The sequence below is a fragment of the Lysinibacillus sp. FSL K6-4013 genome, from assembly GCF_038630435.1.
Lineage (GTDB): Bacteria > Bacillota > Bacilli > Bacillales_A > Planococcaceae > Lysinibacillus > Lysinibacillus boronitolerans.
Genome location: NZ_CP152031.1, coordinates 1978395 through 1997209 on the forward strand (window position 1 = coordinate 1978395; position 18815 = coordinate 1997209).

The window sequence follows — 18815 nt, forward strand, 5'->3', positions numbered from 1 at the left end:
GAGCCATAACGTTGACGGTTATGGCTGCCACGCCTCTTTTAACAGCTCGATGCCCAGCTTGATTTCTTCCAGCGTTAATTTACTAAAGCCTAATTGCAGCATGGGTTCCTCAATTGTTTGATGGATAAAAAAGGGACTTGTCGGATAAACCTTTACACCATAAGTCGCCGCTCTTTGGATTAACTGCTGCTCGGAAAGTGAAGACTTTATCTTCACTAATACATATAGGCCTGATTGCTCGCCTAACACGGCTATTTGCTGACCAAAATGTCGTTGTAGCTCCTGCACAAGGTGCTGCATTTTTTGTTTATAGGTCAAACGCATTCGTTTAATATGGCGTGTCCATTCTCCCTGCGCCATAAATTGGGCCATTGTCCGTTGATGGAGGGACGAAGCATTTTGTTCAAAATGAGCAAAACGCTCTTTATAGGGCTGAACAAGTGCATTTGGTAGCACCATATAGCTTAAACGCACACCTGGTAAAAACGATTTCGAGAAGGTGCCAAGATAGATTACCCTTGATGAATCGATGGAGGCAAGGGCAGGAAATGGCTGTTGCGTATAGCGAAACTCTCCATCATAATCATCCTCTAGAATATAACCATCGACTTGTTGAGCCCATTGTATTAAGGTCTGTCGCTGCTGAATAGACATGGACACACCGTATGGGAAATGATGTGATGGGGTGACATACATTAAGCGTGATTGACAGTTTTGGAGTATAGCAAGTTGAGCTCCTGTTTCCCTTACAGGTAGCGACTCTATTTCGAAGTGATGTAACTGGAAGGCCTCACGTGCACCATTATAGCCAGGGTCTTCCAAAAGAATGCTTGGGAAAGAATCCTTTAGTAAAAAGCCAAGATACAAGAGCATTTGCTGTGTGCTACTACCAATGATGATATTGTCGCTCGTTGTATAAACCCCTCTTGCTTGCAGTAAATACGGCACAAGCTGCTCCTTTAGCGCTGATTCTCCAAACAGTTCTCCATATTCGTAACAGGTTGATTCCTGTAATACTTGATTGGCAATTTGGCGCCATGTTTTCATGGGAAAATGTTGCTGATCGACCGCCCCTGCACGAAAATCTACGAGGTATGATGCAGTCTGTCTTTTTGGCTGTAATATAAGAGGCGGTTCCTGCTCCTGTAGAAAAACCTGCTCTAGCGCATTGACGAAATAGCCTTTTCGTCCCTCCCCACGTATGTATCCTTCTGCCACAAGCTGTTCATAAGCGGTTAATGTAGTATTACGACTGACCTGTAAAGTTTCTGCAAGTTTTCGTATGGAGGGCAAGGAATCATCTGTTTGAAGTGTACCTTGCATAATAAGTGCTTTAATTTGCTGGTACACTTGCTTATATTTTGCCTCTTTTTCTGTTAATAGAAAGATTAAATCGTCCATCAGGCACCACCTTGACATGTTAAAATGTTTGGAACTGTTTCTTTTGAAATGTCAGATTATTTACTACCATCATACTAGAAGGACAATCAAAAGGAAATGGAGATCATTACATGAAAATTTATAAGGTGACACAGCAAACGATAGGAGAAGTAGTCCCATTATTTAATGCCTATCGTGAATTTTATGGACAATTATCTGATTTACAGCAAGCTGAGCAGTTTATACGGGAGCGAGTGGCGGGAGCAGAGTCTATTATTTTTCTCGCATATTTGGAGGAGGAGCCAGTTGGATTTGTACAATTGTTTCCAGTTTTTTCATCCGTAGCTATGAAACGAGCGTTTCTCTTAAATGATTTATTTGTGGCGAAACAAGCCAGAAAACAAGGTGTAGCACAGGCGTTGATGGAGCAATGCTTTATCTATTGTCAGCAGGAAGATGCGCGTTACATGATGCTAGAAACTGCCAGAGATAATGTCCAAGCACAGAAGCTCTATGAAAAAATGGACATGACGATTGATGAAACTGTTTATTATTACAGTATTTATTGGTGATTTTTTCGATGTGATGGGTGTTGGTGGAGAACCCGCTCAATACCACTATAAATCTAAGTTTCAGCCCCCACCATTGATTGTGACTATGGTGGGGGCTTTGTGGTTAGGCGTGGCTCATCCATCCTGCGAAGAGACCTGAGGAGAAAAAGCAGGTAATGTTTTGAAAGCCCGCTTCACTTAATAGCTGTTGGATTTCTTGATCGGAGAGGAAGGAAATATTCATGATGCCCTTGCCCATGCTATCTACCTTTTCTTTTGTATAGCCGGCCTCTAAAAAGTAGCTTTGCCATATTTTGATGCGATCCTGTAGCTCGTCACTTTCTCGTTCACCATAGGCACAAGCGAGGACAAAGGGCTTTCCAGGTTTTAATTGCTTGTGAATGTTTTGCAGTAAATGGAGTTTCTCCTGTCGATCTTCAATGAAATGAAGAACGAGGATACAGCTTGCCGCATCGAATTTCGGTGTTGATTGTGGCAAGCACTCAATCGTTCCTTGTAGCAGCTGAACGCGATTTTCAATATCGAGTTGCACGGCTTTATGTTGTGCGATTTGGAGCATTTCCATCGCTGGATCAACCCCTGTGAACGTCCATTTAGGGTTTGTAGGTCCCCATGCAGAAAGCTCGTTGCCCCCGCCAGCTCCTACAACAAGCAGGGATGCTTCTTGTTCCCCTAAATGCATACGGAAATAGGCTTGAGTCACGGCAAATAATGTGTCATAGGCAGGCACTGAAATCCGCGTGCTTTGCTCATATGTTCGTGCCTTTTCTAATAAATGTGTTGATAATGTCCCCATTGTGATAGCCTCCAGTGATTTATTGCCTCTATTACAGACCCTTAATGTCTGTAATAGAGTGTAAATGAAAATAACTGAAAAGACAAAGGAGAAGCCCCTAGACAGTGTGTTTTATTGTAAAAAATTCAAAAATTAATAATAAAGATAAATAATTTAATGTTTATCGTTAAATTTATATTGAAAATAATGGTGCTTTCTTCTATGCTTGTAGTAACAGGAGGGGGAAATAAGATGATGAATAGTTTAATTAGTGCCATTTTGCAAGTGATATTATTTTCAGTGATTCCATTTATTTGGTGGCTTTGCACAGCGAGGAAAGAACAGCCCTTTTTCATATGGTTGGGATTGCAAAAGCCCATTGTGCAGCATAAGGGGAGGTATGCCATGTTCTTTGTGCTTTCCATTGTTGTGCTCGTAGCACCGAGCTTTGTGCTAATCTTTTTCTCTATTGATCGTACCTTACTAGCGGCGAATCAATTCGCGGGACTTGGAGCTGCTGCCGTCATTCCAGCACTTTTCTACGCTATTATTCAAACTGGTTTATCAGAAGAGCTATTATTTCGCGGCTTTTTATTAAAGAGATTGATGAAAACTTTTGGCTTTCAAGCAGGTAATGTCGTGCAAAGTATTGTTTTTGGCTGTGTTCATGGGGCCATGCTATGGTCGGTGCTTCCGCTACATGTAATCTTATTAGTTGTGCTTACTACAGCGCTTGCAGGCTATGTGATGGGATGGGTGAACGAACGGATTGCTGGGGGCTCTATTGTCGCTAGCTGGAGTATCCATAGTATTGTGAATTTCATAGCGGCGTCCTTGTATATGTTTAAATTTTGACTTATTTGCATTTCTTTGCTGTCACTTGCATAATAGGGCAGAGAAGATTTTTTCGCGAAGGGACGTGCAAGCATGACAGAGTGGCCTAAGGGAGTAGCAAAACCAGCAATTCGCGCATTACAGGCAGCGGGCTTTACAGAATTGAAGCAGCTAGAAAAAGTTGAGCTTTCTACATTAGCTCATCTTCATGGAATGGGGCCAAAAGCTTTAGCAGCGATTGAGGCGGCACTAAAGGAAAGTAGGGAACCTCGTGAATAAGCTGACATTGTTTTTACTGGCGATGGTTGTCTATTATATCCTCGTTGTAGTCGTAATTAGCAAGCTGTTTATTATTCCCATTATGAAAGTGATGGCTCTGATCTTTTTTATAGGGGCAGGTTATATTTTTTCTCGTAAAATGCGTAGGAAACTTCAGTAGGAGGTAACATGAAAATTGTTAAATTAACATTCTTTTATTTAGTTATTATTTTATTGGCACTGACGCTGTCCTTAGCGGGTGTTCGTCTATCCATCTCTCTTGGGATATTTGCATTAATTGCGGTAGGGATGATTTATCGCCATATACATATTTTATATCGCACAAACAATATGGAGCAGGTGGATAAATGGGTTAAAAATCACCGAAAAGAGCCTATATTTGCTGCGCTCTATGCATCAGCTTACGGGACAAAAGAGGAACAGATTCAGGCAATCGATGTCATTATCCATCATTATAAGCAGCCAGCCATTAAGTACAATTACCTCTTTATTAAGGCGATTATGGAGGAGAATCTTGGTGCTGCTAAAGTAGCTGCAAGACAAATTGATAAGGAGCCTTTAACTAGCTATGCATTATGCTATATCGCCGCTCTGGAAGGCCGCTCAGCCGATATGAGAAGTGATAAACTAACACAGCCGTGGATGCAACCTGCAATTGAAGCGGTCTATGCCTGTACAATAAAGGATGAGGCTAAGTTCCGCCAATTCGCAGATGCCAGCATCCAGCAAGCACGTGGCATACAGAAATACGGTTTAATACATAATTTTAAGCAAATGGAAGATGAATGGGTAAAGGCATAATCGAAGGGCTACTTGATAACAGTATCAGGTAGCCTGATTTTGTGTCAGAAATCATAAATTAATTCAATGAGGTGAAAATGTTTGTCTAAAATGGATCATATGATGCAGATTTTATGGATGTTGAATTCAGGTAGGAAAATTACCGCGAAAGAAATTGCGGAAAAATTAGAGATTAATATCAGATCCGTTTATCGCTATATTAACTCACTTTCTGCCAGTGGTGTGCCGATTATAGCTGAAACAGGTCATCATGGAGGATATACCCTGTTGAATAATTTTATTAAAAGTCCTCTTATTTTTGATGTAGATGAGAAAGCGGCATTACTTCATGCTTCTATTTTTGCAAAAGAAGCTGGTTATTTTTTAGATGAGGCATTAAACAGTGCAACAGCAAAGCTTACAATGTATTCAAATCAAGAGCAAGAAAAAATGATTCAACAGCATTTACAAGGTTTCGAGATAATCGGTCCAGATGAATCCTCCTTGGAGCCACTGTTAAAAAAATTAGAAGAGAGTATAGTAAAGAGAACATCTATAGAAATGGAATACCATACTAATAATGAAGAGCAATCTAAGTCTAGGGTGGTTAATCCATATGGTTTGGTTTATTGGAAACAAAACTGGTATGTCGTTGCATTTTGTCATGTAAGAAATGAAATCCGTACTTTTAAAGTAGGCCGAATTAGCAGTCTGCATCAAACAGGCATTCCTTTCCAACGACCACAATCTTTCTCTGCCAGTGATTTTTTTATGAAAAGCCTTTTTCCTCAAGCCGAACATAAACAGAACCTTGTGCCCTTCATCATTTGTGGAAAGACAAGTGCTGTGGATGCGATCAGTCAGCATTGGTTTTTAAAGTATCACCTCCAAGAACGCACCAATAAGAACGCAATATTTTTAGTAGATGAGGAAGCACTACATACCTATGTACCCTATTTACTTTTTCCCTATGGAAAATCAATCCAAGTAGTAGAACCCATAAGTCTAAAGCAAAAGATAATTGACGTTCTATATGAGCTCATCCATTTTTATGAAAATGAAAACTTTACTGACGGAGAATGTCAGTAAAGTTTTTTTATACTAAGCATAGTTTCAATAAAAGGAGTGTTTATTATGCAGACAAGAAAAGTGTATCTTTATGTATTTGATACGATGGCAGATTGGGAGATAGGGTATTTAATGGCCGAATTAAATACAGGTAGATATTTTAAAAAGGGATTAGAGCCTTTAGAGGTGATGACAGTAGGGATTGATAGAAGTCCTGTTACGACGATGGGTGGCATCACCATACTTCCAACGATGGCCGTTGCTGAATGTCACTTGAATAGCATGGATGTCTTGATTCTTCCAGGAGGCAATACATGGCTAGAATCTATTCATGAGCCTGTATTGAATGAAGTCTCAAAAGCATTGAACGAAAATGTTTTCGTAGCTGCAATTTGTGGTGCAACATTTGGTCTCGCAAAGGTTGGTTTGCTTGATACAAGACAACATACGAGCAACGATCTCGAATACTTGAAGATGCTTTGTCCACATTATATTGGGGATGAATATTTTAAACAGAAGCCAGCCGTAACTGAAGGGAATTTAGTAACGGCATCTGGCATTGCACCGTTGGATTTTGCCTACCATGTTTTGAGGCTGCTCGATGTTTTTACACCTGAAACATTACATGCTTGGTATAAGCTTTATGAGACGCAGGAGAAAAAATATTTTTATGAATTAATGACATCCATTGGATAATAAGTAGTCTAAGAAGAGCATGTTCATTGTTAAAACATGCTCTCTAATTTTTTGCATTAGATTTTTTATCCAACAAAATGCCTCGCACAATACCCATCATGAAGATGCCAAATAACAGCAGTAAAAATAAGTAAGCATGCCATTGCTGTAAAATACGTTCACGACCTAGAGCTACCGTCAGGTCATTGAATAGGGAGTAGGTAAAATACAATAGAATACTATTTTTGATGAGACAAAACGTAAGGATGCCATTTTGTCGCTGTTTATGGGAGAGCGGTGCTTTATTTTTACGCATCACAGGATAAGCTGCCTTTATCTCTAAATAGTGTAAGAGTAGAAAGAGCATAAGAGCGACAAAGGGTAAATAAAAAATAGCAATTTTCGGACCGAATTGGGCATGGTCACTCGTGAAGCTTTGCAAGACAGGAATCATGGCAGGGAGCTTGCCGTATTGAATGAGTGTCGCTGTAATGCCGGCTAGAAAAATAGTCGCCACAATAACCGTTAGCTGGTGACAAAAGCGTGGTGTGGGTGTTTTTTGTTGTATATGCATCCTTGCTCCTCATTTCCATCATCATTGATAATAACAATCTGTTATACTGTATCATAGAATGATTGCTTTTTGTGTTAGGGAAAGAAGGATATTATGGAATACTTGTTGTTTTTACTTATTGGCATCATTGGGAATGTCATTGGTACGTTAGTTGGGGGTGGTGGCTTAATTACCTTGCCAACGATGATGCTAATGGGTGTACCCGTCCATTCGGCTATTGGCGCAAATAAAGTGTCCAATATGGTGAGTGCTTTTTCAAGCTTTTATACAATTTATCAACGTAAGGAATTAGCATGGAACGAAATGCGTTCGGTGTTACTTGTCTCTTTAATCGGAGGTACATTGGGGGGACTTTTCGCTTCAGTCATGAGTAGTCAATCATTAACGTTCATTGCTATTATTTTACTTGGCTTTGCGCTTGTCATGTCCTTTATGGGTGGAGCTGAATTTGGCGACAAGGAACGTTTTACAATGAATCGAAAAAACGGTCCTATCCTTCTTGGAGTTGGCTTTTATGACGGTATGTTTGGTCCGGGCAGTAGTACATTGGCGCTTTATACATATGCACATGAGAAGATTTCCTATATTAAAGCCGTGGGGCTATCACGGGTAGGGGTATTTGCAATGTGCTCAGGAGCAGCGATTACCTATATTGCTACAGGGAAAATCGAATGGCCGTTAACGCTTATTTTAATGATTGGCTCGACGATTGGTGCACAAATTGGGCTTGTGCTAGCCAGAAAAGTGAAAGCACATCAGGTAAAGCTTTTACTGCGTATTGTAACGATTGTGCTGATTATACAGCTTGTTTATGATTTCATCCATCAGCTTTAGGAGGTGATTGTCCTGTTTGAAATTTCACCCTATCCAACCTTTTCGTGGTCGCTATCGCGTCACAAAACATTGACAAGCTGCGCCCGCAAATACGGCTATGAATATTACTTTTCACATAACGGGTGGCTCAGTTACAATGTGGAGCCATATCATCAACAGGTGTATCGCTTAAAAAAGCTGCAATCGATGCCTATTTTATTTGGGCAAATTGTCCATCGATACATTGAGCAGGCCATTAATGATTATTTACAAACAGGAAAAGCTCCAACAGTAGAGGAGCTAATTCAATTGGGGCGCGGGCAGCTGAATGCAGCCTTTATTGACTCCACTCGTCGTCTTGACTTTTGGAGGCAAAAACCCAATAAGTATTATATGATGCAGGAAATCTATTATCATGGCACCCTTTCTCCTGAGCTTGTGCAAGACTACAAAGAACGTTTACGACTTGTCTTTAATCATTTTTTGATGAGTGAAACATTTCAGCAAATCACCTCACAAAAAGGCTCGCTCCGTATCGGAGAACCAGAGCAATTCCGCTCCATGAAAATAGAAGATGTCCAGGTATTCGTTGTTATGGACTTTCATTATTATGATGAATTGAGGGATAAATGGATTATTGTTGACTGGAAGACCGGTAGAGAATCTGATGATGACCGTCAGCAATTAGCCCTCTACGCTTACTATGTTCAGCAAAAATACCGTGTGTCTCTAGCGCAAATCGAGGTCTATAATGAATATTTATTAACAGGCAAGCGCAAGAAATATAGTTTTACAGACATCGATATGGAGAACATTTTGTATACGTTTCAGCGCAGTGTTTTAGAAATGAAAAAGTATCAGGCCGATATTTTTTCCAACGAGCCCGTAGACCTCGAGGACTTTGAACAAACACAAGAAAAATGGCATTGTCGCGGCTGTAATTTTAGGGAGTTATGTGCATCAAGGTGAAAAAGAAGCGAGTGCTAATATAGCCTCTCGCTTCTTTTTAAGAGATTTTCGTATAATGAGCTTTTGTGCTTTTTTTAATAAAGTAAAGAAAAATTAATTGTATAAGCACAACTATTAGAAACATGATGCCCAAAATAACGAATGAAACCATTCTCACTTCAGGTGTTTGCACAATCCCTGCACCATCCACATTCCTTGCCCCAATAAATACGGCGATGCCAGAAAAAATCAATAACCACACAATATTTACAGCCCACCAAAATATTTTCATACCTAAAATGAACACCTTCTTTCTTCTTGTAATTTCCTCTTATTGCTTAATCATATCAATTTACCTTAAATTTGGAAATGCACTATAGACGGTGCTACATCTCAGCCTGCAGACGGATTGACTCTTTTTAAAATAGTTGTTTTTATAGGCTTCATTTCTTTTTAAGGATATATATGGTAAATTGGTGTATGCATATTTGTATATCACCTAGTCAAATTTTAGAAAGGAGGCAGCATATGATAAACAATAAAAAGACGTTCATAGGGTCAATCGTTATGTTGGGTATTTGTATGTGTCTGTTTTTTCCGTATCCCTACAATGAAGCGATGATGGCACATACTACCTTCATGTCAATTCCTATCGAAACACAAGATGGATACGTGTTACTTGGCATCTTTTGCTCGATTTTATTTATAATTGCTATGATATTACTACTTAGGAGCATCAACAAATATCATTTTCGAACATTTGTCATTGTAGTATTACTTTATTCACTTTTACCCCATTTGCTTATCGTGGCGTATCAAGAAACCTTTGCTAGTGGCATTATGGCCATTTCATACAAAGGGGATGGAGCATGTCGTTTTGATATGGTGGGAAAAGATTTAATGAATGGGGAATGTACCATTGTCTTACATAATCGAAGCAATGAAGCTGTGTCCTTTGATTTACAATTTATCGATACGAATTTTTTTAAAGGCGATAAACGGATGAATTCACTTATGAATATAACAGGGCCATATCATGTGACCATCGAGGCCAATCGTGAAAAAGCTATTCATCTAAAGGAATTACTCGATTTAACAAATGTTCCTAATCATATAGAGGGAGGTAGCTCCTCCAAGGTGCATGTGCAATTAATAGACGGTGACAAGGAAAGAACTTTATAAATAGTCGATGCGGGGAAAATATTTTGCGTCTTATACATAGTTTCAACGTTGCATTTGCTTTTGTGGTAAACTTGTATTAGATTATAGTAAGCTATGAATTGAACTTGAGAGAGGAGGCAAAAAGTCATGGAAACGATTTTCAGAAGAACGGCGATTGAGGTAAAGACATTTTTACAATTAGATGATTTATGCTCAAAGGGACCAGTCTGTGGTTTTTTAAGAAAACAGCATAGTAAAAATAGTAACCGGAAGCTTTTTGCCTTTGTCAGTCATGTGTGAAAAATGACTTTTTAACCATACAAAGTAATTGGTAGACGCCGGTTTATGGCGTCTTTTTTGTTGCGATAAAACGGAGAGAGGGTGAACTAATTGCTAAAAAAACTAAGACAATTACGGAATGTTGCAGTGTTCCAAGCGCTTCTAATTTAGAAAAATAATTAGAAGCGAGGAACTTTACTATGAAAAAACAACTAATTTTTACTTCATCATTTCTTTTTCTATTTCTAAGTAATTTTTTTATTTTTATAGGATTTGAAATGCTATTGCCTATTTTACCAGCCTATTTATTAAGCATAAACGCCAATCCGATGCAAGTAGGCTTGGTGACGACGGTATTTACACTAGGTGCCATTACGATAAGACCTTTTATAGGGTACTATTTAATGGATCATAAGCGGAAAAAACTAGCGATTGTGGCAAGTATAGCATTACTACTAATTACCATGCTGTATCCATTGCTTAATACGATTTGGATTTTCCTATTACTCCGACTTTTCCATGGAACAGCGTGGGGTGTATCCACGACAGCCAATAGTACAATGGCTGTAGATAGTATCCCTAAAGCTCGATTAGGAGAGGGAATGGGCTATTTCTCGGTATCCACAACCGTGGGAGCAATTGTTGCACCAAGTCTCGGGATTCTTATTTACAGTACCTTTTCTTTTCACACGCTGATTTGGTCGTCAGCCTTACTCAGCCTTTTTGCGATCATAATGCTTTCATTTGTGCATTCCACGGCACCTATTCAAAATGACAAGCAGCCATTTCGATTTATGGAAGCGATATTTGAAAAAGAAGTAAGGTTTCAGGCATTATTGACTGTTGTGACGACGCTTGGTTTCGGCGCCATTATTACATTCTTAGTTCTTTTTGGTGAACAAAAGGGATTACAACAGATTTTTCTATTCTTTCTTATTAACGCAATTGTTTCCACGTTAATACGTCCTTTTACAGGGAAATGGTTTGATAAGCATGGACCATGGTCGATCATTATTGTGTCAGCGATTTTCGGTTTTCTATCATTAATCGTGTTATCCTATACTACAAATAATTTCACTTTGATTATCGCCGCGATTTTATTTGGTGCAGGCTATGGCACCGTTATGCCGTGCCTACAAACCTGGGCTGTTCAAAAAGTAAGTGAAGCCAAAAGTGGTGCAGCCAATGCCACTTTTCTTTCCAGTTTTGATGTTGGAGTAGGGATGAGCGCATTTATCTTAGGAATTTTAGCTGAATGGATAAGTATAGAAATGATTTTCCGACTTGTTAGCCTTAGCTTTCTTCTTGTCGCTCTGTTAGTCTATCGGGATTACATTCTTAATAAGAAAACAAACCATTAATATAGGAAGAAGGACCAGTCTCAAGTGTCTGGTCTTTTTTCTTTGACTTATATAACGCAGGAGTAAACTATTTTTCCCAAAGCTCAATCAGTCGACCTTCTGGATCTTTAATCCAAATAAACTTTCCAAATTCGTTACACTCTAGAGGTTTTGCGAGTGGGACATCAAGATGTTCAAGATGCTTTATCATCTCGTTTACATCATGAACTTGGAAATTTAACATCACTTGCTGTTCTGCTGGAAAATAATTGTCCTGTTCAGTGAAAAAAGAAAAGATCGTTTCATTGCCTTCTTGGGGTTTAATGATTGTCCCATTCCAATCGTTTATTTCTAGCATCAAGGTTTCGCTATACCACTTTTTTACAGAATCTAGATTCTTTGTTCGCCAAAATATTCCTCCAAAGCCTTTTATCATCGTCTCGATCTCCTGTCTGTTTAACGTTTCCTCATCTTTTCCATTACTATAGCATGACAAGATGGCCATAAGAAAGAGACCATGCCATTTTGGATGATCTCTACCTATTATTCGGTAATCGTTTCTGCAAATGTTTTACGGCCAGGGCTTACTTTATTAATATGAATATCGATTTTACTGATGGAATCTTTGCTTAAAGGAATTTTGCCATCCTTCTCTAATCTCTTCCAAGCCTTTACATTACTACGATAGAGATATTCGGATAGACGAAAGACATCCGCATCCATTTTTAGTCCTTCCTCAAAGGTAGTTAGGATTTCTTCCTTGACGGCTTTTTCTACTTTTTTTCTTACCTGATTGGGTGTCAGCTTTCCTTTAAAACCATTTAAAATCGTATCGAATTTTAAATTTACCTCAAACTTTACATCATTACCTTTCACAATTGGCTTGACTTTAACATCTAGCTTTTTAATATCGACGGTTAAGTAATCACTTTTTTCATTATTTTCTAATTCGACGGTGATTTCTCCTTGCTTTGTTTCATCATTCATCCACTCTATTCCACGTGCAGATTTGCCTTTAATATAGCCTTTAAAACTATCCTTTGAAAGAATACCAACGCCAGCAAAAAAGGTTTCTGTTTTGGGGCCATCCATTGTCTCCCAGTTTTCGTTGACGGTTACATAAGGAATTTTCATTTCGTGGTTGGGCTCATTTAAGCCAATGACGAGCTGTCTTAAATTAACAGGCTCTACAAATGACTCCTGCTTCGCTGTATTTTTAGGATTACTTAATTTGGCGGCAGTTGGTGATTTCTCTAACAATGGAGAAACTAATAAAACATCCTCGATAGGATCTTGGGTACAGTAAACCCAAATATGATATCTGGTCTCGCGAAAGCGTAAAAAAGTGTCAATAACCGCAATCGCATTTTCATCTTTCATAGCACTCTCTGAGAAGAGAAGAAAGGTCATATGTCCCCAAAATACTTCTTGGTCCATTGAACGATACAATTTGTAGATGGCTTCTTCTATTGTCTTCCCCTTCGCTTGGCCAATTTCGGTAGGTGCAGCTTCGGGATTAGCTGATTCTGTTTTCGCTACGTTAGCAAAGTTGATAATTTGTAAGTATGCTGTATATTCATTATCCTTATAGTCAACCCCCACACCTTGTGCGTAATACATGCGTTGCGGCTCTGTTACATCCCAACAGCCTGATAGCAGTAGTGTAGTCGTCAGCATTAAAATAACAATCGCAATTTGTTTTTGGCTCATATATCTCCCTACTTTTTGAAGTTCGTGTATATTAGTTTGTACAAGAACGCAAGGTATTATAAGTAGAGACCATTTGTATGTAGGAAAGTGCTGCTCTCGTCAAAATGACGTAGAGACAGCACTAATGATTTTAGTGGAAATATTTTTGGACGCGTTCAACGACCTCGTTTGCCGATAGTCCATCCGCATCAATCACAGGACCTGCCATGACTGGATCACTAATTCCCATGACATCGCGATCCTGACCTGTAATAATACAAGCATCACATTTTTTCGCATCCTCTTCATTGCGAAGCTGGATGACTTCAAAGCCTTGTGCTTTTAAAGCATCTTCGATATTCGTTAATGATTGTTCCACACCAATAATTCTAGACATTTCTTGTCCACCTCCTACAAATAATGTGCCATTTCAGGTTGCTCATTATTCATACTATTTTTTAGTGGGGAGAGATAATTTCTAGAGATCCGTGCGTAATAGGGGTTGTGTACTACATCTAAAAGAACCGCCAAAGCTTCGAGAAATCGTAAAATCAACATATTCTACGGTGATACCTCTCTTCGCTAGTTGCTCGCCAATCCATGTGAATTCTTTGTCTGTAATATAGACTTCTTCATTAATAGGTAAGCCGTTAGTAGCAAGTTTTGCGGCATCCTCTAGGGAAACGTGAATTTTATCCCAATCTTTTAGCTGTTTAGGAATACCATCAATGAGTGCTTCCTCGCAGACAATCATTAGACCCTCTCTAACGAGGCTAAGCGCACAGTCGAGATGAAGAATGGTTGGATGAAGCGTCACTTCGACCACTGTATAATCAAAGTTACTTGCTAAATTACGCAGCCATTGCACACCATTTTTATTGGAGGCTAGTCCTGAATTCCCGACGAAAATCGTTTTATCTAACACTAACACATCACCGCCCTCTAAAAACGGGCCAGCTTCAGAATCTAAACCATCTGCCATATCAGGCTTTGGAATGGAGACATAGAAACATTGATTTTCGTTTGCCTCCTGTGCTAAAAGATTACGTACGGGCAAAACTTCGTTGCGTCTATGTGGGAATCGAAGGGAGCCTTCGATTAAGAAGTGGCCGATAGTGAAAAAGGGATCGCGAACGAAAAAATTGCTATAGCCATCTTCTTTTCCTACTTCTTTTTCATAGTCTGTTAAACGTCTTGGTACTTGTACTTCTACCCCGTATTTTTCTAATACTTTTTTTAAATTTGCTCGTTCCAATTCCCATTGCTGCTGTCTTTCTGGAAAGACATCTTTAAAATTTTTACCGAGTGTATCTACGCTTGCATAAAGTGCTAGTGTTTCTTCTGTTAAAAATTCATCATCTGTTGGAGCCTCCTTAGCTGGAAAAGCAAATTCCGATTGCGCCATGACAACTCGTTTTAAAGGAGCAAACTCGCTTTTTACAAAAATATTCGTCATCTTACTGCCTCCTGTTGTATGATTTAGAAAAAGTAGTGAAAATTTTTCCTGTGATGTTCCTTATCGTAAGATATATAGTTACTATATAGTCAAGAATGGGCTGTAAGGTGGTGAAATGATGGGCATTGCAGAAGTGTTGACCATTGTCTTTGTCGTATTAAAGCTAACAAATGTCATTACATGGTCGTGGTGGCTGGTATTATTACCAGCGATTCTTTCATTTAGTCTGTATGCCATTATTGGGCTGGTGAAGCTTGGGATGGTATTGATTGCTGTGGTAGCAGTGAAAAGGCGGGAAAAGAAAGCAGAATTATGAAATCAAAGTAGCCAAATTACTAGTAATCAGAACAACCAGGTCCTTCTTTTGTTTCGCATAGTCATGTAGGATCGTATTGGAGATTAGAGCATGAAAAAGGTGAGGATAGTCCAATTAGGTCCACCCTCACCATTTTATTATTTGCTTAATTCATAAGTTTTCACAGCTGGAGGAACAAAGCTTTCACATTTATCTAATAGTGCTGCTGCGTCCTCATCAACAATAAGTGCATCACGATATTGTGCTTTTAAAAATTGTTCATTTTGCATATGGTCAAAGAAAGATATTAATAAATCAAAATAGTTTTCCATATTGAAAATAGCACAAGGTTTTTGAAGCAGCCCGATTTGATTCCACGTAAATACTTCAAAAAATTCCTCTAATGTTCCAGGTCCACCAGGAAGGGCAATAAAGCCATCTGCTAATTCCATCATTTTACTTTTACGTTCATGCATTGTCTTTACAACAATCAGCTCTGTCAGCTGTTGATGCGCAATTTCACGTTCTTCTAATAATGTCGGAATCACCCCAATGACCTTGCCGCCTTCTTCTAGCACTGTATTCGCTACTGTTGCCATGATGCCTACAGAAGCACCACCATAAATAAGAGTAATTTGTCTTTTGGCTAATTCTTTTCCTAGTAAAATCGCTCCTTGACGATAAGCATCGGAAGCGCCTAGACTGGATCCGCAAAATACGGCAATACTTTTCATAGCTGATTTCCTCCATATCTGATCGAATTCTTTTATAGTATAATTTATTTTGAAGAGGAAGGAAATGGAGGAAACTGAATTGGAACTAAATGAATTTCAACGCTGGGTAAAGGATTACTATGAAGCACGTGGCTGGTCAGAGCTTAATATTTTTACACGTATTGGCTTCTTGGCAGAAGAAACAGGTGAGGTAGCCAGGGCGATTCGAGCAATCGAGATTGGTAGAGATCGACCAGATGAAAAAACACCATCCTTTGAAGAAAATAAGCAGGAGCTAATTGAAGAGCTAGGGGATGTCTTAGGAAATCTTATAGTGATTGCCAATCAGTACGATATTCCATTAGAAGAAATATTTGCAGCTCATCAAGACAAGCTGATAAAGCGTTACCAGGAATAGGAGGATCGAGATGGAATATCAAGTAGAGGTTTTACGGGGACAGCATGAGGATTTTACAAATTTTTTAAGCGAAAAAATTCGTGCCTATAATAATGAGCAATCTCCTTATCATCGCGAAAGTAGAAAGAAGGGTGCGGTTCTTCCTTTACAGTTAATCGTCACAGATCAACAGCAGCAATGGATAGGTGGTATAACAGCTGAAGTCTACTGGGGATGGATAGAAATACATAAATTTTGGTTTAGTGAAGAATATCGTGGAAAGGGAATTGGCACAAAGCTCTTAGCACAGGCAGAGTTAGTAGCCAAGGACATGGGGGCAACAAAAGCCCTACTGACAACCTACGAGTTTCAAGCGCGTACCTTTTATGAGGCACATGGCTATCAAGTAGTGGGAGAAATTAAAGATTATCCACCAGGCAGTAGCTACTATACGATGGTGAAAGTGCTTCCTTAAGGATAGGCTGTCTAAGGAGATAGACAGCCTGTTTTAATTGACATCGCCCAAATAGATTGTTGTCTGTTGTCCTCGTATAAATTTCTGTAATGGTTGGGTAAGCGCTTTGGGGTAAAGTCTATATGTATGAAGCTTTTCAATCGGTATCCATTGTGTCCCAATTTGAAGACTATCAGGATTCGTTGGTTGACAAGTTTGCGCATTTAGCTGACAGAGGAAATAATATTCTACCTGATGTACATCAGCGTCAAAGGCGGCATGCTCATGATTTTGTCCGATGTATTCACGGATAAATAACAGCTCTCCAATGTGAACGGAGGAGCCAATTTCCTCCAGGCATTCCCTTTGCAACGTCTTGTGAAAGGTCTCTCCATGCTCCTGTCCACCACCTGGACAAAGGTAAAAGTAGCCCTCTATATCTTGATTTTTTGTTAGCAATAGTTTCCCATCCACGATGATGATGGCTTTGACAGAATTTCTAATCATGGACTTCTCCTTTTAATTGTTATTTTTCGTGATCATGACTAAAACGCTTCATGAATGTCTACCTTAGTAAAAAGGGGAGATGAAGCGTGTATTCAATGTCCAATTTTAAATTACTTGTCGAAAAACAGACCGAAATTGATACCATTTATCAGAAATGTAATGATTTAATTCAATCAACTGTTACGCCAAAGCTAGATGCAGAGGTCGAGCAGTTTTTAATGCTGGTTGAACAGCATTTGACACAGCAAGGCTTTACAATTACGAATACATCAACAGGGTTAATCGCCAATTATCAAGAGGCTGTCATTAATGTAGATAAACATTCAAAGCATTTGGAAGAATGCTTTTTTATCAATTTAAATAGTTATGCTGAGGATCAAGTCTCTATTGTACTCGATATCTCACCAACGATGCTACCGAAAATTTCAAACCAGCTCGATGGCTACACAGATATTATTGAGCAAATGACGGATAAGCTAAAGCAAGCAAAAAGTCTAGAGAAAGCCTGTACGAATCCCAAATTTCTTTATAAAACGCAAAGCAACAAAGTTTTTCATACCCCTCAGGAAGTGTTGGATTATTATTTTCAAGGATAGGAGAAGCAGCTAGAAAGAACTAGTAGGTGTATAAAAAGTGGAAAATTGATGTTGAGGACTGACCTCAACAGTATAGACAAATAAAAAAATACACCTTCGATTGAATATGGGGTTAAAAACTAAATTTCAATTAGGAGGTGATTTTTCTAAGAGTAAAAGGTTTTAAATGAATTAATTGATAACTATTGCGAAATATATATATAAAGGATGATGATTCAATTACAAATCACCATCCTTTTTAGCGTATTAAATAAGTAAAACATACTTAATCTGTAAATAAATCATTCCTTAATCCGTTTCAAAGGGCTTTTCTTTATACTTGGAAACATCATAACGCCCAATTACTTGATAATTAGACGTTTCATCGTCAGCCTTGAATTTATTGAAATCAGCTACATCCAGAGCATCTGTCATCATCTTCAATAAATATTGTGGTTCCGGAGCTTCTTCTACTGCTGCAAGAACTAGTGCATTTCGTAAATATCCTGCATACTGTGAGAGCAATTGAGCATTGAAGTCTAGCCTATTTGCTTCAGCAAAAAGCTTCATGAAAATCGATACCGTTCGTGTATTTCCTTCTCGGAAAGGATGAACACGCCAAAGTTTTGTCATAAATGAAGAAAAGTCCTCAACAAGGAGAGGATTAGAATACTTCCATTGCTTAGATTTAGACCAACTGAAAATAGTTTTTAAATCAGATACAATGTGATCTTTATCACTATAAGCAACAGATAATCCACTTAAAACATGTTCGCTTTTATAAATATTGACTGTGCGGAATTCTCCTGCCCATAAATATAGCTCATGAAAAAGGAAGTGATGAATCTTTTGGAGACTTTTATATTTTTGGAAGTCAATCTCATGCGTGATAGAAGAAATATCTATAATCCCAGCGATTAACAGTTGTGCTTCAACGTCAATCAATTGTTGTTCATCTCGAATATTTAATTTGTTGATTAAGACATTTGTATTAGGATAAATATATGGGTCCATAAACTACTGTGAAGCCCTTGTATATTTTTCAACAATCGCTTGTTTCAATTGGCTGGATGATACTTGACCATTTTCATATTGGTTTAAGAGGTTCTGTGTAAATGCGCTCGGTTTTCCACCGTCAATGGCAGCCAAACCAACTGCGAATTGCACTTGCTTTTTACGTTCTAAGGATGAATTTTCTTTCATAAATAACACCCCTCACTTTAATGGTATATCTATTATATCAGTTTTATG

Annotated in this window: 28 protein-coding genes; 16 read left to right on the forward strand and 12 right to left on the reverse strand. The window is 38.7% G+C overall.

Going from position 1 to position 18815, the window contains the following annotated elements:
* Positions 1 to 18: 18 nt before the first annotated feature.
* Positions 19 to 1401 carry a PLP-dependent aminotransferase family protein gene (locus tag MHB39_RS09550; protein ID WP_342546469.1) on the reverse strand — a complete coding sequence of 461 codons (1383 nt, stop codon included), beginning with the start codon at positions 1399 to 1401 and terminating at the stop codon, positions 19 to 21.
* A 110-nt stretch (positions 1402 to 1511) separates the two neighbouring features.
* On the opposite strand from MHB39_RS09550, the gene MHB39_RS09555 reads away from it, so the two are divergent.
* The gene (locus MHB39_RS09555; RefSeq protein WP_342546470.1) at positions 1512 to 1952 is read left to right on the forward strand and encodes a GNAT family N-acetyltransferase; all 441 of its coding nucleotides are present in this window, start codon (positions 1512 to 1514) and stop codon (positions 1950 to 1952) included.
* Positions 1953 to 2055: 103 nt separating this feature from the next.
* Here MHB39_RS09555 and MHB39_RS09560 read toward each other — a convergent pair whose 3' ends face one another.
* Positions 2056 to 2748, reverse strand: a complete 693-nt coding sequence (locus tag MHB39_RS09560; RefSeq protein WP_342546471.1) for a class I SAM-dependent methyltransferase — start codon at positions 2746 to 2748, stop codon at positions 2056 to 2058.
* Between the two features lie 231 nt (positions 2749 to 2979).
* Here MHB39_RS09560 and MHB39_RS09565 point away from each other — a divergent pair, with 231 nt between their 5' ends.
* From MHB39_RS09565 to MHB39_RS09590, 6 genes are all read left to right on the forward strand, one after another.
* Positions 2980 to 3582, forward strand: a complete 603-nt coding sequence (locus MHB39_RS09565; protein WP_312124948.1) for a CPBP family intramembrane glutamic endopeptidase — start codon at positions 2980 to 2982, stop codon at positions 3580 to 3582.
* 72 nt (positions 3583 to 3654) lie between these two features.
* On the forward strand, positions 3655 to 3840 hold the full coding sequence (locus tag MHB39_RS09570) for a hypothetical protein (protein WP_036081610.1): 186 nt from the start codon (positions 3655 to 3657) through the stop codon (positions 3838 to 3840).
* Entirely contained in the window at positions 3833 to 4000 is a 168-nt protein-coding gene (locus MHB39_RS09575; protein ID WP_016993359.1) for a hypothetical protein, read from the forward strand. Before MHB39_RS09570 ends, MHB39_RS09575 begins: the two co-directional genes overlap by 8 nt.
* Positions 4001 to 4008: 8 nt before the next feature.
* Positions 4009 to 4641, forward strand: coding sequence for a hypothetical protein (locus MHB39_RS09580; RefSeq protein WP_342546472.1), 633 nt, complete (start codon positions 4009 to 4011; stop codon positions 4639 to 4641).
* Positions 4642 to 4722: 81 nt separating this feature from the next.
* Complete coding sequence (locus MHB39_RS09585) at positions 4723 to 5709, forward strand: YafY family protein (RefSeq protein WP_342546473.1); 987 nt, start codon at positions 4723 to 4725, stop codon at positions 5707 to 5709.
* A gap of 45 nt (positions 5710 to 5754) precedes the next feature.
* Positions 5755 to 6384, forward strand: a complete 630-nt coding sequence (locus MHB39_RS09590) for a type 1 glutamine amidotransferase family protein (RefSeq protein WP_342546474.1) — start codon at positions 5755 to 5757, stop codon at positions 6382 to 6384.
* A 43-nt stretch (positions 6385 to 6427) separates the two neighbouring features.
* Here MHB39_RS09590 and MHB39_RS09595 read toward each other — a convergent pair whose 3' ends face one another.
* The gene (locus tag MHB39_RS09595; RefSeq protein ID WP_342546475.1) at positions 6428 to 6937 is read right to left on the reverse strand and encodes a DUF1648 domain-containing protein; all 510 of its coding nucleotides are present in this window, start codon (positions 6935 to 6937) and stop codon (positions 6428 to 6430) included.
* A 93-nt stretch (positions 6938 to 7030) separates the two neighbouring features.
* On the opposite strand from MHB39_RS09595, the gene MHB39_RS09600 reads away from it, so the two are divergent.
* Both MHB39_RS09600 and MHB39_RS09605 read left to right on the forward strand, forming a co-directional pair.
* Positions 7031 to 7771: a sulfite exporter TauE/SafE family protein gene (locus tag MHB39_RS09600; protein ID WP_342546476.1), complete on the forward strand. Its 741-nt coding sequence runs from the start codon at positions 7031 to 7033 to the stop codon at positions 7769 to 7771.
* A 12-nt stretch (positions 7772 to 7783) separates the two neighbouring features.
* Positions 7784 to 8719: a PD-(D/E)XK nuclease family protein gene (locus MHB39_RS09605; protein WP_342546899.1), complete on the forward strand. Its 936-nt coding sequence runs from the start codon at positions 7784 to 7786 to the stop codon at positions 8717 to 8719.
* A gap of 37 nt (positions 8720 to 8756) precedes the next feature.
* Here MHB39_RS09605 and MHB39_RS09610 read toward each other — a convergent pair whose 3' ends face one another.
* On the reverse strand, positions 8757 to 8990 hold the full coding sequence (locus tag MHB39_RS09610) for a DUF3923 family protein (RefSeq protein WP_342546477.1): 234 nt from the start codon (positions 8988 to 8990) through the stop codon (positions 8757 to 8759).
* Between the two features lie 236 nt (positions 8991 to 9226).
* Between MHB39_RS09610 and MHB39_RS09615 the strand changes: the two genes are divergently transcribed.
* The 3 genes from MHB39_RS09615 to MHB39_RS09625 all read left to right on the forward strand — a co-directional run bounded on the left by MHB39_RS09615 (position 9227) and on the right by MHB39_RS09625 (position 11499).
* Positions 9227 to 9880 carry a hypothetical protein gene (locus MHB39_RS09615; protein WP_342546478.1) on the forward strand — a complete coding sequence of 218 codons (654 nt, stop codon included), beginning with the start codon at positions 9227 to 9229 and terminating at the stop codon, positions 9878 to 9880.
* Between the two features lie 126 nt (positions 9881 to 10006).
* A complete protein-coding gene (locus MHB39_RS09620; protein ID WP_342546479.1) occupies positions 10007 to 10159 on the forward strand; it encodes a hypothetical protein in 153 nt (50 codons plus the stop codon).
* Positions 10160 to 10338: 179 nt separating this feature from the next.
* Positions 10339 to 11499 (forward strand): MFS transporter, encoded by a 1161-nt coding sequence (locus MHB39_RS09625; protein WP_342546480.1) that lies wholly within the window; start codon positions 10339 to 10341, stop codon positions 11497 to 11499.
* A 67-nt stretch (positions 11500 to 11566) separates the two neighbouring features.
* On the opposite strand, the gene MHB39_RS09630 is transcribed toward MHB39_RS09625, so the two are convergent.
* From MHB39_RS09630 to MHB39_RS09645, 4 genes are all read right to left on the reverse strand, one after another.
* A complete protein-coding gene (locus MHB39_RS09630) occupies positions 11567 to 11914 on the reverse strand; it encodes a glyoxalase/bleomycin resistance/dioxygenase family protein (protein WP_048390551.1) in 348 nt (115 codons plus the stop codon).
* A gap of 107 nt (positions 11915 to 12021) precedes the next feature.
* On the reverse strand, positions 12022 to 13188 hold the full coding sequence (locus MHB39_RS09635; protein WP_279494675.1) for a Ger(x)C family spore germination protein: 1167 nt from the start codon (positions 13186 to 13188) through the stop codon (positions 12022 to 12024).
* Between the two features lie 130 nt (positions 13189 to 13318).
* Entirely contained in the window at positions 13319 to 13564 is a 246-nt protein-coding gene (locus tag MHB39_RS09640; protein ID WP_048390555.1) for a YkuS family protein, read from the reverse strand.
* 81 nt (positions 13565 to 13645) lie between these two features.
* Positions 13646 to 14623: an arginine deiminase family protein gene (locus MHB39_RS09645; protein WP_342546481.1), complete on the reverse strand. Its 978-nt coding sequence runs from the start codon at positions 14621 to 14623 to the stop codon at positions 13646 to 13648.
* Positions 14624 to 14741: 118 nt separating this feature from the next.
* On the opposite strand from MHB39_RS09645, the gene MHB39_RS09650 reads away from it, so the two are divergent.
* Complete coding sequence (locus MHB39_RS09650; protein ID WP_054548795.1) at positions 14742 to 14939, forward strand: transmembrane Fragile-X-F protein; 198 nt, start codon at positions 14742 to 14744, stop codon at positions 14937 to 14939.
* Positions 14940 to 15076: 137 nt separating this feature from the next.
* Here the strand turns inward: MHB39_RS09650 and MHB39_RS09655 are convergent, their stop codons facing one another.
* Positions 15077 to 15652: a TIGR00730 family Rossman fold protein gene (locus MHB39_RS09655; RefSeq protein WP_054548794.1), complete on the reverse strand. Its 576-nt coding sequence runs from the start codon at positions 15650 to 15652 to the stop codon at positions 15077 to 15079.
* Between the two features lie 79 nt (positions 15653 to 15731).
* Between MHB39_RS09655 and MHB39_RS09660 the strand changes: the two genes are divergently transcribed.
* Both MHB39_RS09660 and MHB39_RS09665 read left to right on the forward strand, forming a co-directional pair.
* Complete coding sequence (locus MHB39_RS09660; RefSeq protein ID WP_054548807.1) at positions 15732 to 16049, forward strand: MazG-like family protein; 318 nt, start codon at positions 15732 to 15734, stop codon at positions 16047 to 16049.
* Between the two features lie 10 nt (positions 16050 to 16059).
* Entirely contained in the window at positions 16060 to 16503 is a 444-nt protein-coding gene (locus MHB39_RS09665; RefSeq protein WP_328023376.1) for a GNAT family N-acetyltransferase, read from the forward strand.
* A 33-nt stretch (positions 16504 to 16536) separates the two neighbouring features.
* Here MHB39_RS09665 and MHB39_RS09670 read toward each other — a convergent pair whose 3' ends face one another.
* A complete protein-coding gene (locus MHB39_RS09670; RefSeq protein WP_259418988.1) occupies positions 16537 to 16989 on the reverse strand; it encodes an NUDIX domain-containing protein in 453 nt (150 codons plus the stop codon).
* Between the two features lie 95 nt (positions 16990 to 17084).
* Here MHB39_RS09670 and MHB39_RS09675 point away from each other — a divergent pair, with 95 nt between their 5' ends.
* The gene (locus tag MHB39_RS09675) at positions 17085 to 17585 is read left to right on the forward strand and encodes a hypothetical protein (protein ID WP_227744841.1); all 501 of its coding nucleotides are present in this window, start codon (positions 17085 to 17087) and stop codon (positions 17583 to 17585) included.
* A 288-nt stretch (positions 17586 to 17873) separates the two neighbouring features.
* Here MHB39_RS09675 and MHB39_RS09680 read toward each other — a convergent pair whose 3' ends face one another.
* Both MHB39_RS09680 and MHB39_RS09685 read right to left on the reverse strand, forming a co-directional pair.
* Positions 17874 to 18578 carry a Fic family protein gene (locus tag MHB39_RS09680; protein WP_048390571.1) on the reverse strand — a complete coding sequence of 235 codons (705 nt, stop codon included), beginning with the start codon at positions 18576 to 18578 and terminating at the stop codon, positions 17874 to 17876.
* Positions 18579 to 18581: 3 nt separating this feature from the next.
* The gene (locus tag MHB39_RS09685) at positions 18582 to 18767 is read right to left on the reverse strand and encodes an antitoxin VbhA family protein (RefSeq protein WP_131519903.1); all 186 of its coding nucleotides are present in this window, start codon (positions 18765 to 18767) and stop codon (positions 18582 to 18584) included.
* Positions 18768 to 18815 lie beyond the last annotated feature (48 nt).

Coding starts and splice junctions, on each gene's coding strand:
- MHB39_RS09550 (WP_342546469.1), bottom strand. CDS start 1,401: ATGGACGATTTAATCTTTCTATTAACAGAAAAAGAGGCAAAATATAAG.
- MHB39_RS09555 (WP_342546470.1), top strand. CDS start 1,512: ATGAAAATTTATAAGGTGACACAGCAAACGATAGGAGAAGTAGTCCCA.
- MHB39_RS09560 (WP_342546471.1), bottom strand. CDS start 2,748: ATGGGGACATTATCAACACATTTATTAGAAAAGGCACGAACATATGAG.
- MHB39_RS09565 (WP_312124948.1), top strand. CDS start 2,980: ATGATGAATAGTTTAATTAGTGCCATTTTGCAAGTGATATTATTTTCA.
- MHB39_RS09570 (WP_036081610.1), top strand. CDS start 3,655: ATGACAGAGTGGCCTAAGGGAGTAGCAAAACCAGCAATTCGCGCATTA.
- MHB39_RS09580 (WP_342546472.1), top strand. CDS start 4,009: ATGAAAATTGTTAAATTAACATTCTTTTATTTAGTTATTATTTTATTG.
- MHB39_RS09590 (WP_342546474.1), top strand. CDS start 5,755: ATGCAGACAAGAAAAGTGTATCTTTATGTATTTGATACGATGGCAGAT.
- MHB39_RS09595 (WP_342546475.1), bottom strand. CDS start 6,937: ATGCATATACAACAAAAAACACCCACACCACGCTTTTGTCACCAGCTA.
- MHB39_RS09600 (WP_342546476.1), top strand. CDS start 7,031: ATGGAATACTTGTTGTTTTTACTTATTGGCATCATTGGGAATGTCATT.
- MHB39_RS09610 (WP_342546477.1), bottom strand. CDS start 8,990: ATGAAAATATTTTGGTGGGCTGTAAATATTGTGTGGTTATTGATTTTT.
- MHB39_RS09615 (WP_342546478.1), top strand. CDS start 9,227: ATGATAAACAATAAAAAGACGTTCATAGGGTCAATCGTTATGTTGGGT.
- MHB39_RS09620 (WP_342546479.1), top strand. CDS start 10,007: ATGGAAACGATTTTCAGAAGAACGGCGATTGAGGTAAAGACATTTTTA.
- MHB39_RS09625 (WP_342546480.1), top strand. CDS start 10,339: ATGAAAAAACAACTAATTTTTACTTCATCATTTCTTTTTCTATTTCTA.
- MHB39_RS09630 (WP_048390551.1), bottom strand. CDS start 11,914: ATGATAAAAGGCTTTGGAGGAATATTTTGGCGAACAAAGAATCTAGAT.
- MHB39_RS09635 (WP_279494675.1), bottom strand. CDS start 13,188: ATGAGCCAAAAACAAATTGCGATTGTTATTTTAATGCTGACGACTACA.
- MHB39_RS09640 (WP_048390555.1), bottom strand. CDS start 13,564: ATGTCTAGAATTATTGGTGTGGAACAATCATTAACGAATATCGAAGAT.
- MHB39_RS09645 (WP_342546481.1), bottom strand. CDS start 14,623: ATGACGAATATTTTTGTAAAAAGCGAGTTTGCTCCTTTAAAACGAGTT.
- MHB39_RS09650 (WP_054548795.1), top strand. CDS start 14,742: ATGGGCATTGCAGAAGTGTTGACCATTGTCTTTGTCGTATTAAAGCTA.
- MHB39_RS09655 (WP_054548794.1), bottom strand. CDS start 15,652: ATGAAAAGTATTGCCGTATTTTGCGGATCCAGTCTAGGCGCTTCCGAT.
- MHB39_RS09665 (WP_328023376.1), top strand. CDS start 16,060: ATGGAATATCAAGTAGAGGTTTTACGGGGACAGCATGAGGATTTTACA.
- MHB39_RS09670 (WP_259418988.1), bottom strand. CDS start 16,989: ATGATTAGAAATTCTGTCAAAGCCATCATCATCGTGGATGGGAAACTA.
- MHB39_RS09675 (WP_227744841.1), top strand. CDS start 17,085: ATGTCCAATTTTAAATTACTTGTCGAAAAACAGACCGAAATTGATACC.
- MHB39_RS09680 (WP_048390571.1), bottom strand. CDS start 18,578: ATGGACCCATATATTTATCCTAATACAAATGTCTTAATCAACAAATTA.
- MHB39_RS09685 (WP_131519903.1), bottom strand. CDS start 18,767: ATGAAAGAAAATTCATCCTTAGAACGTAAAAAGCAAGTGCAATTCGCA.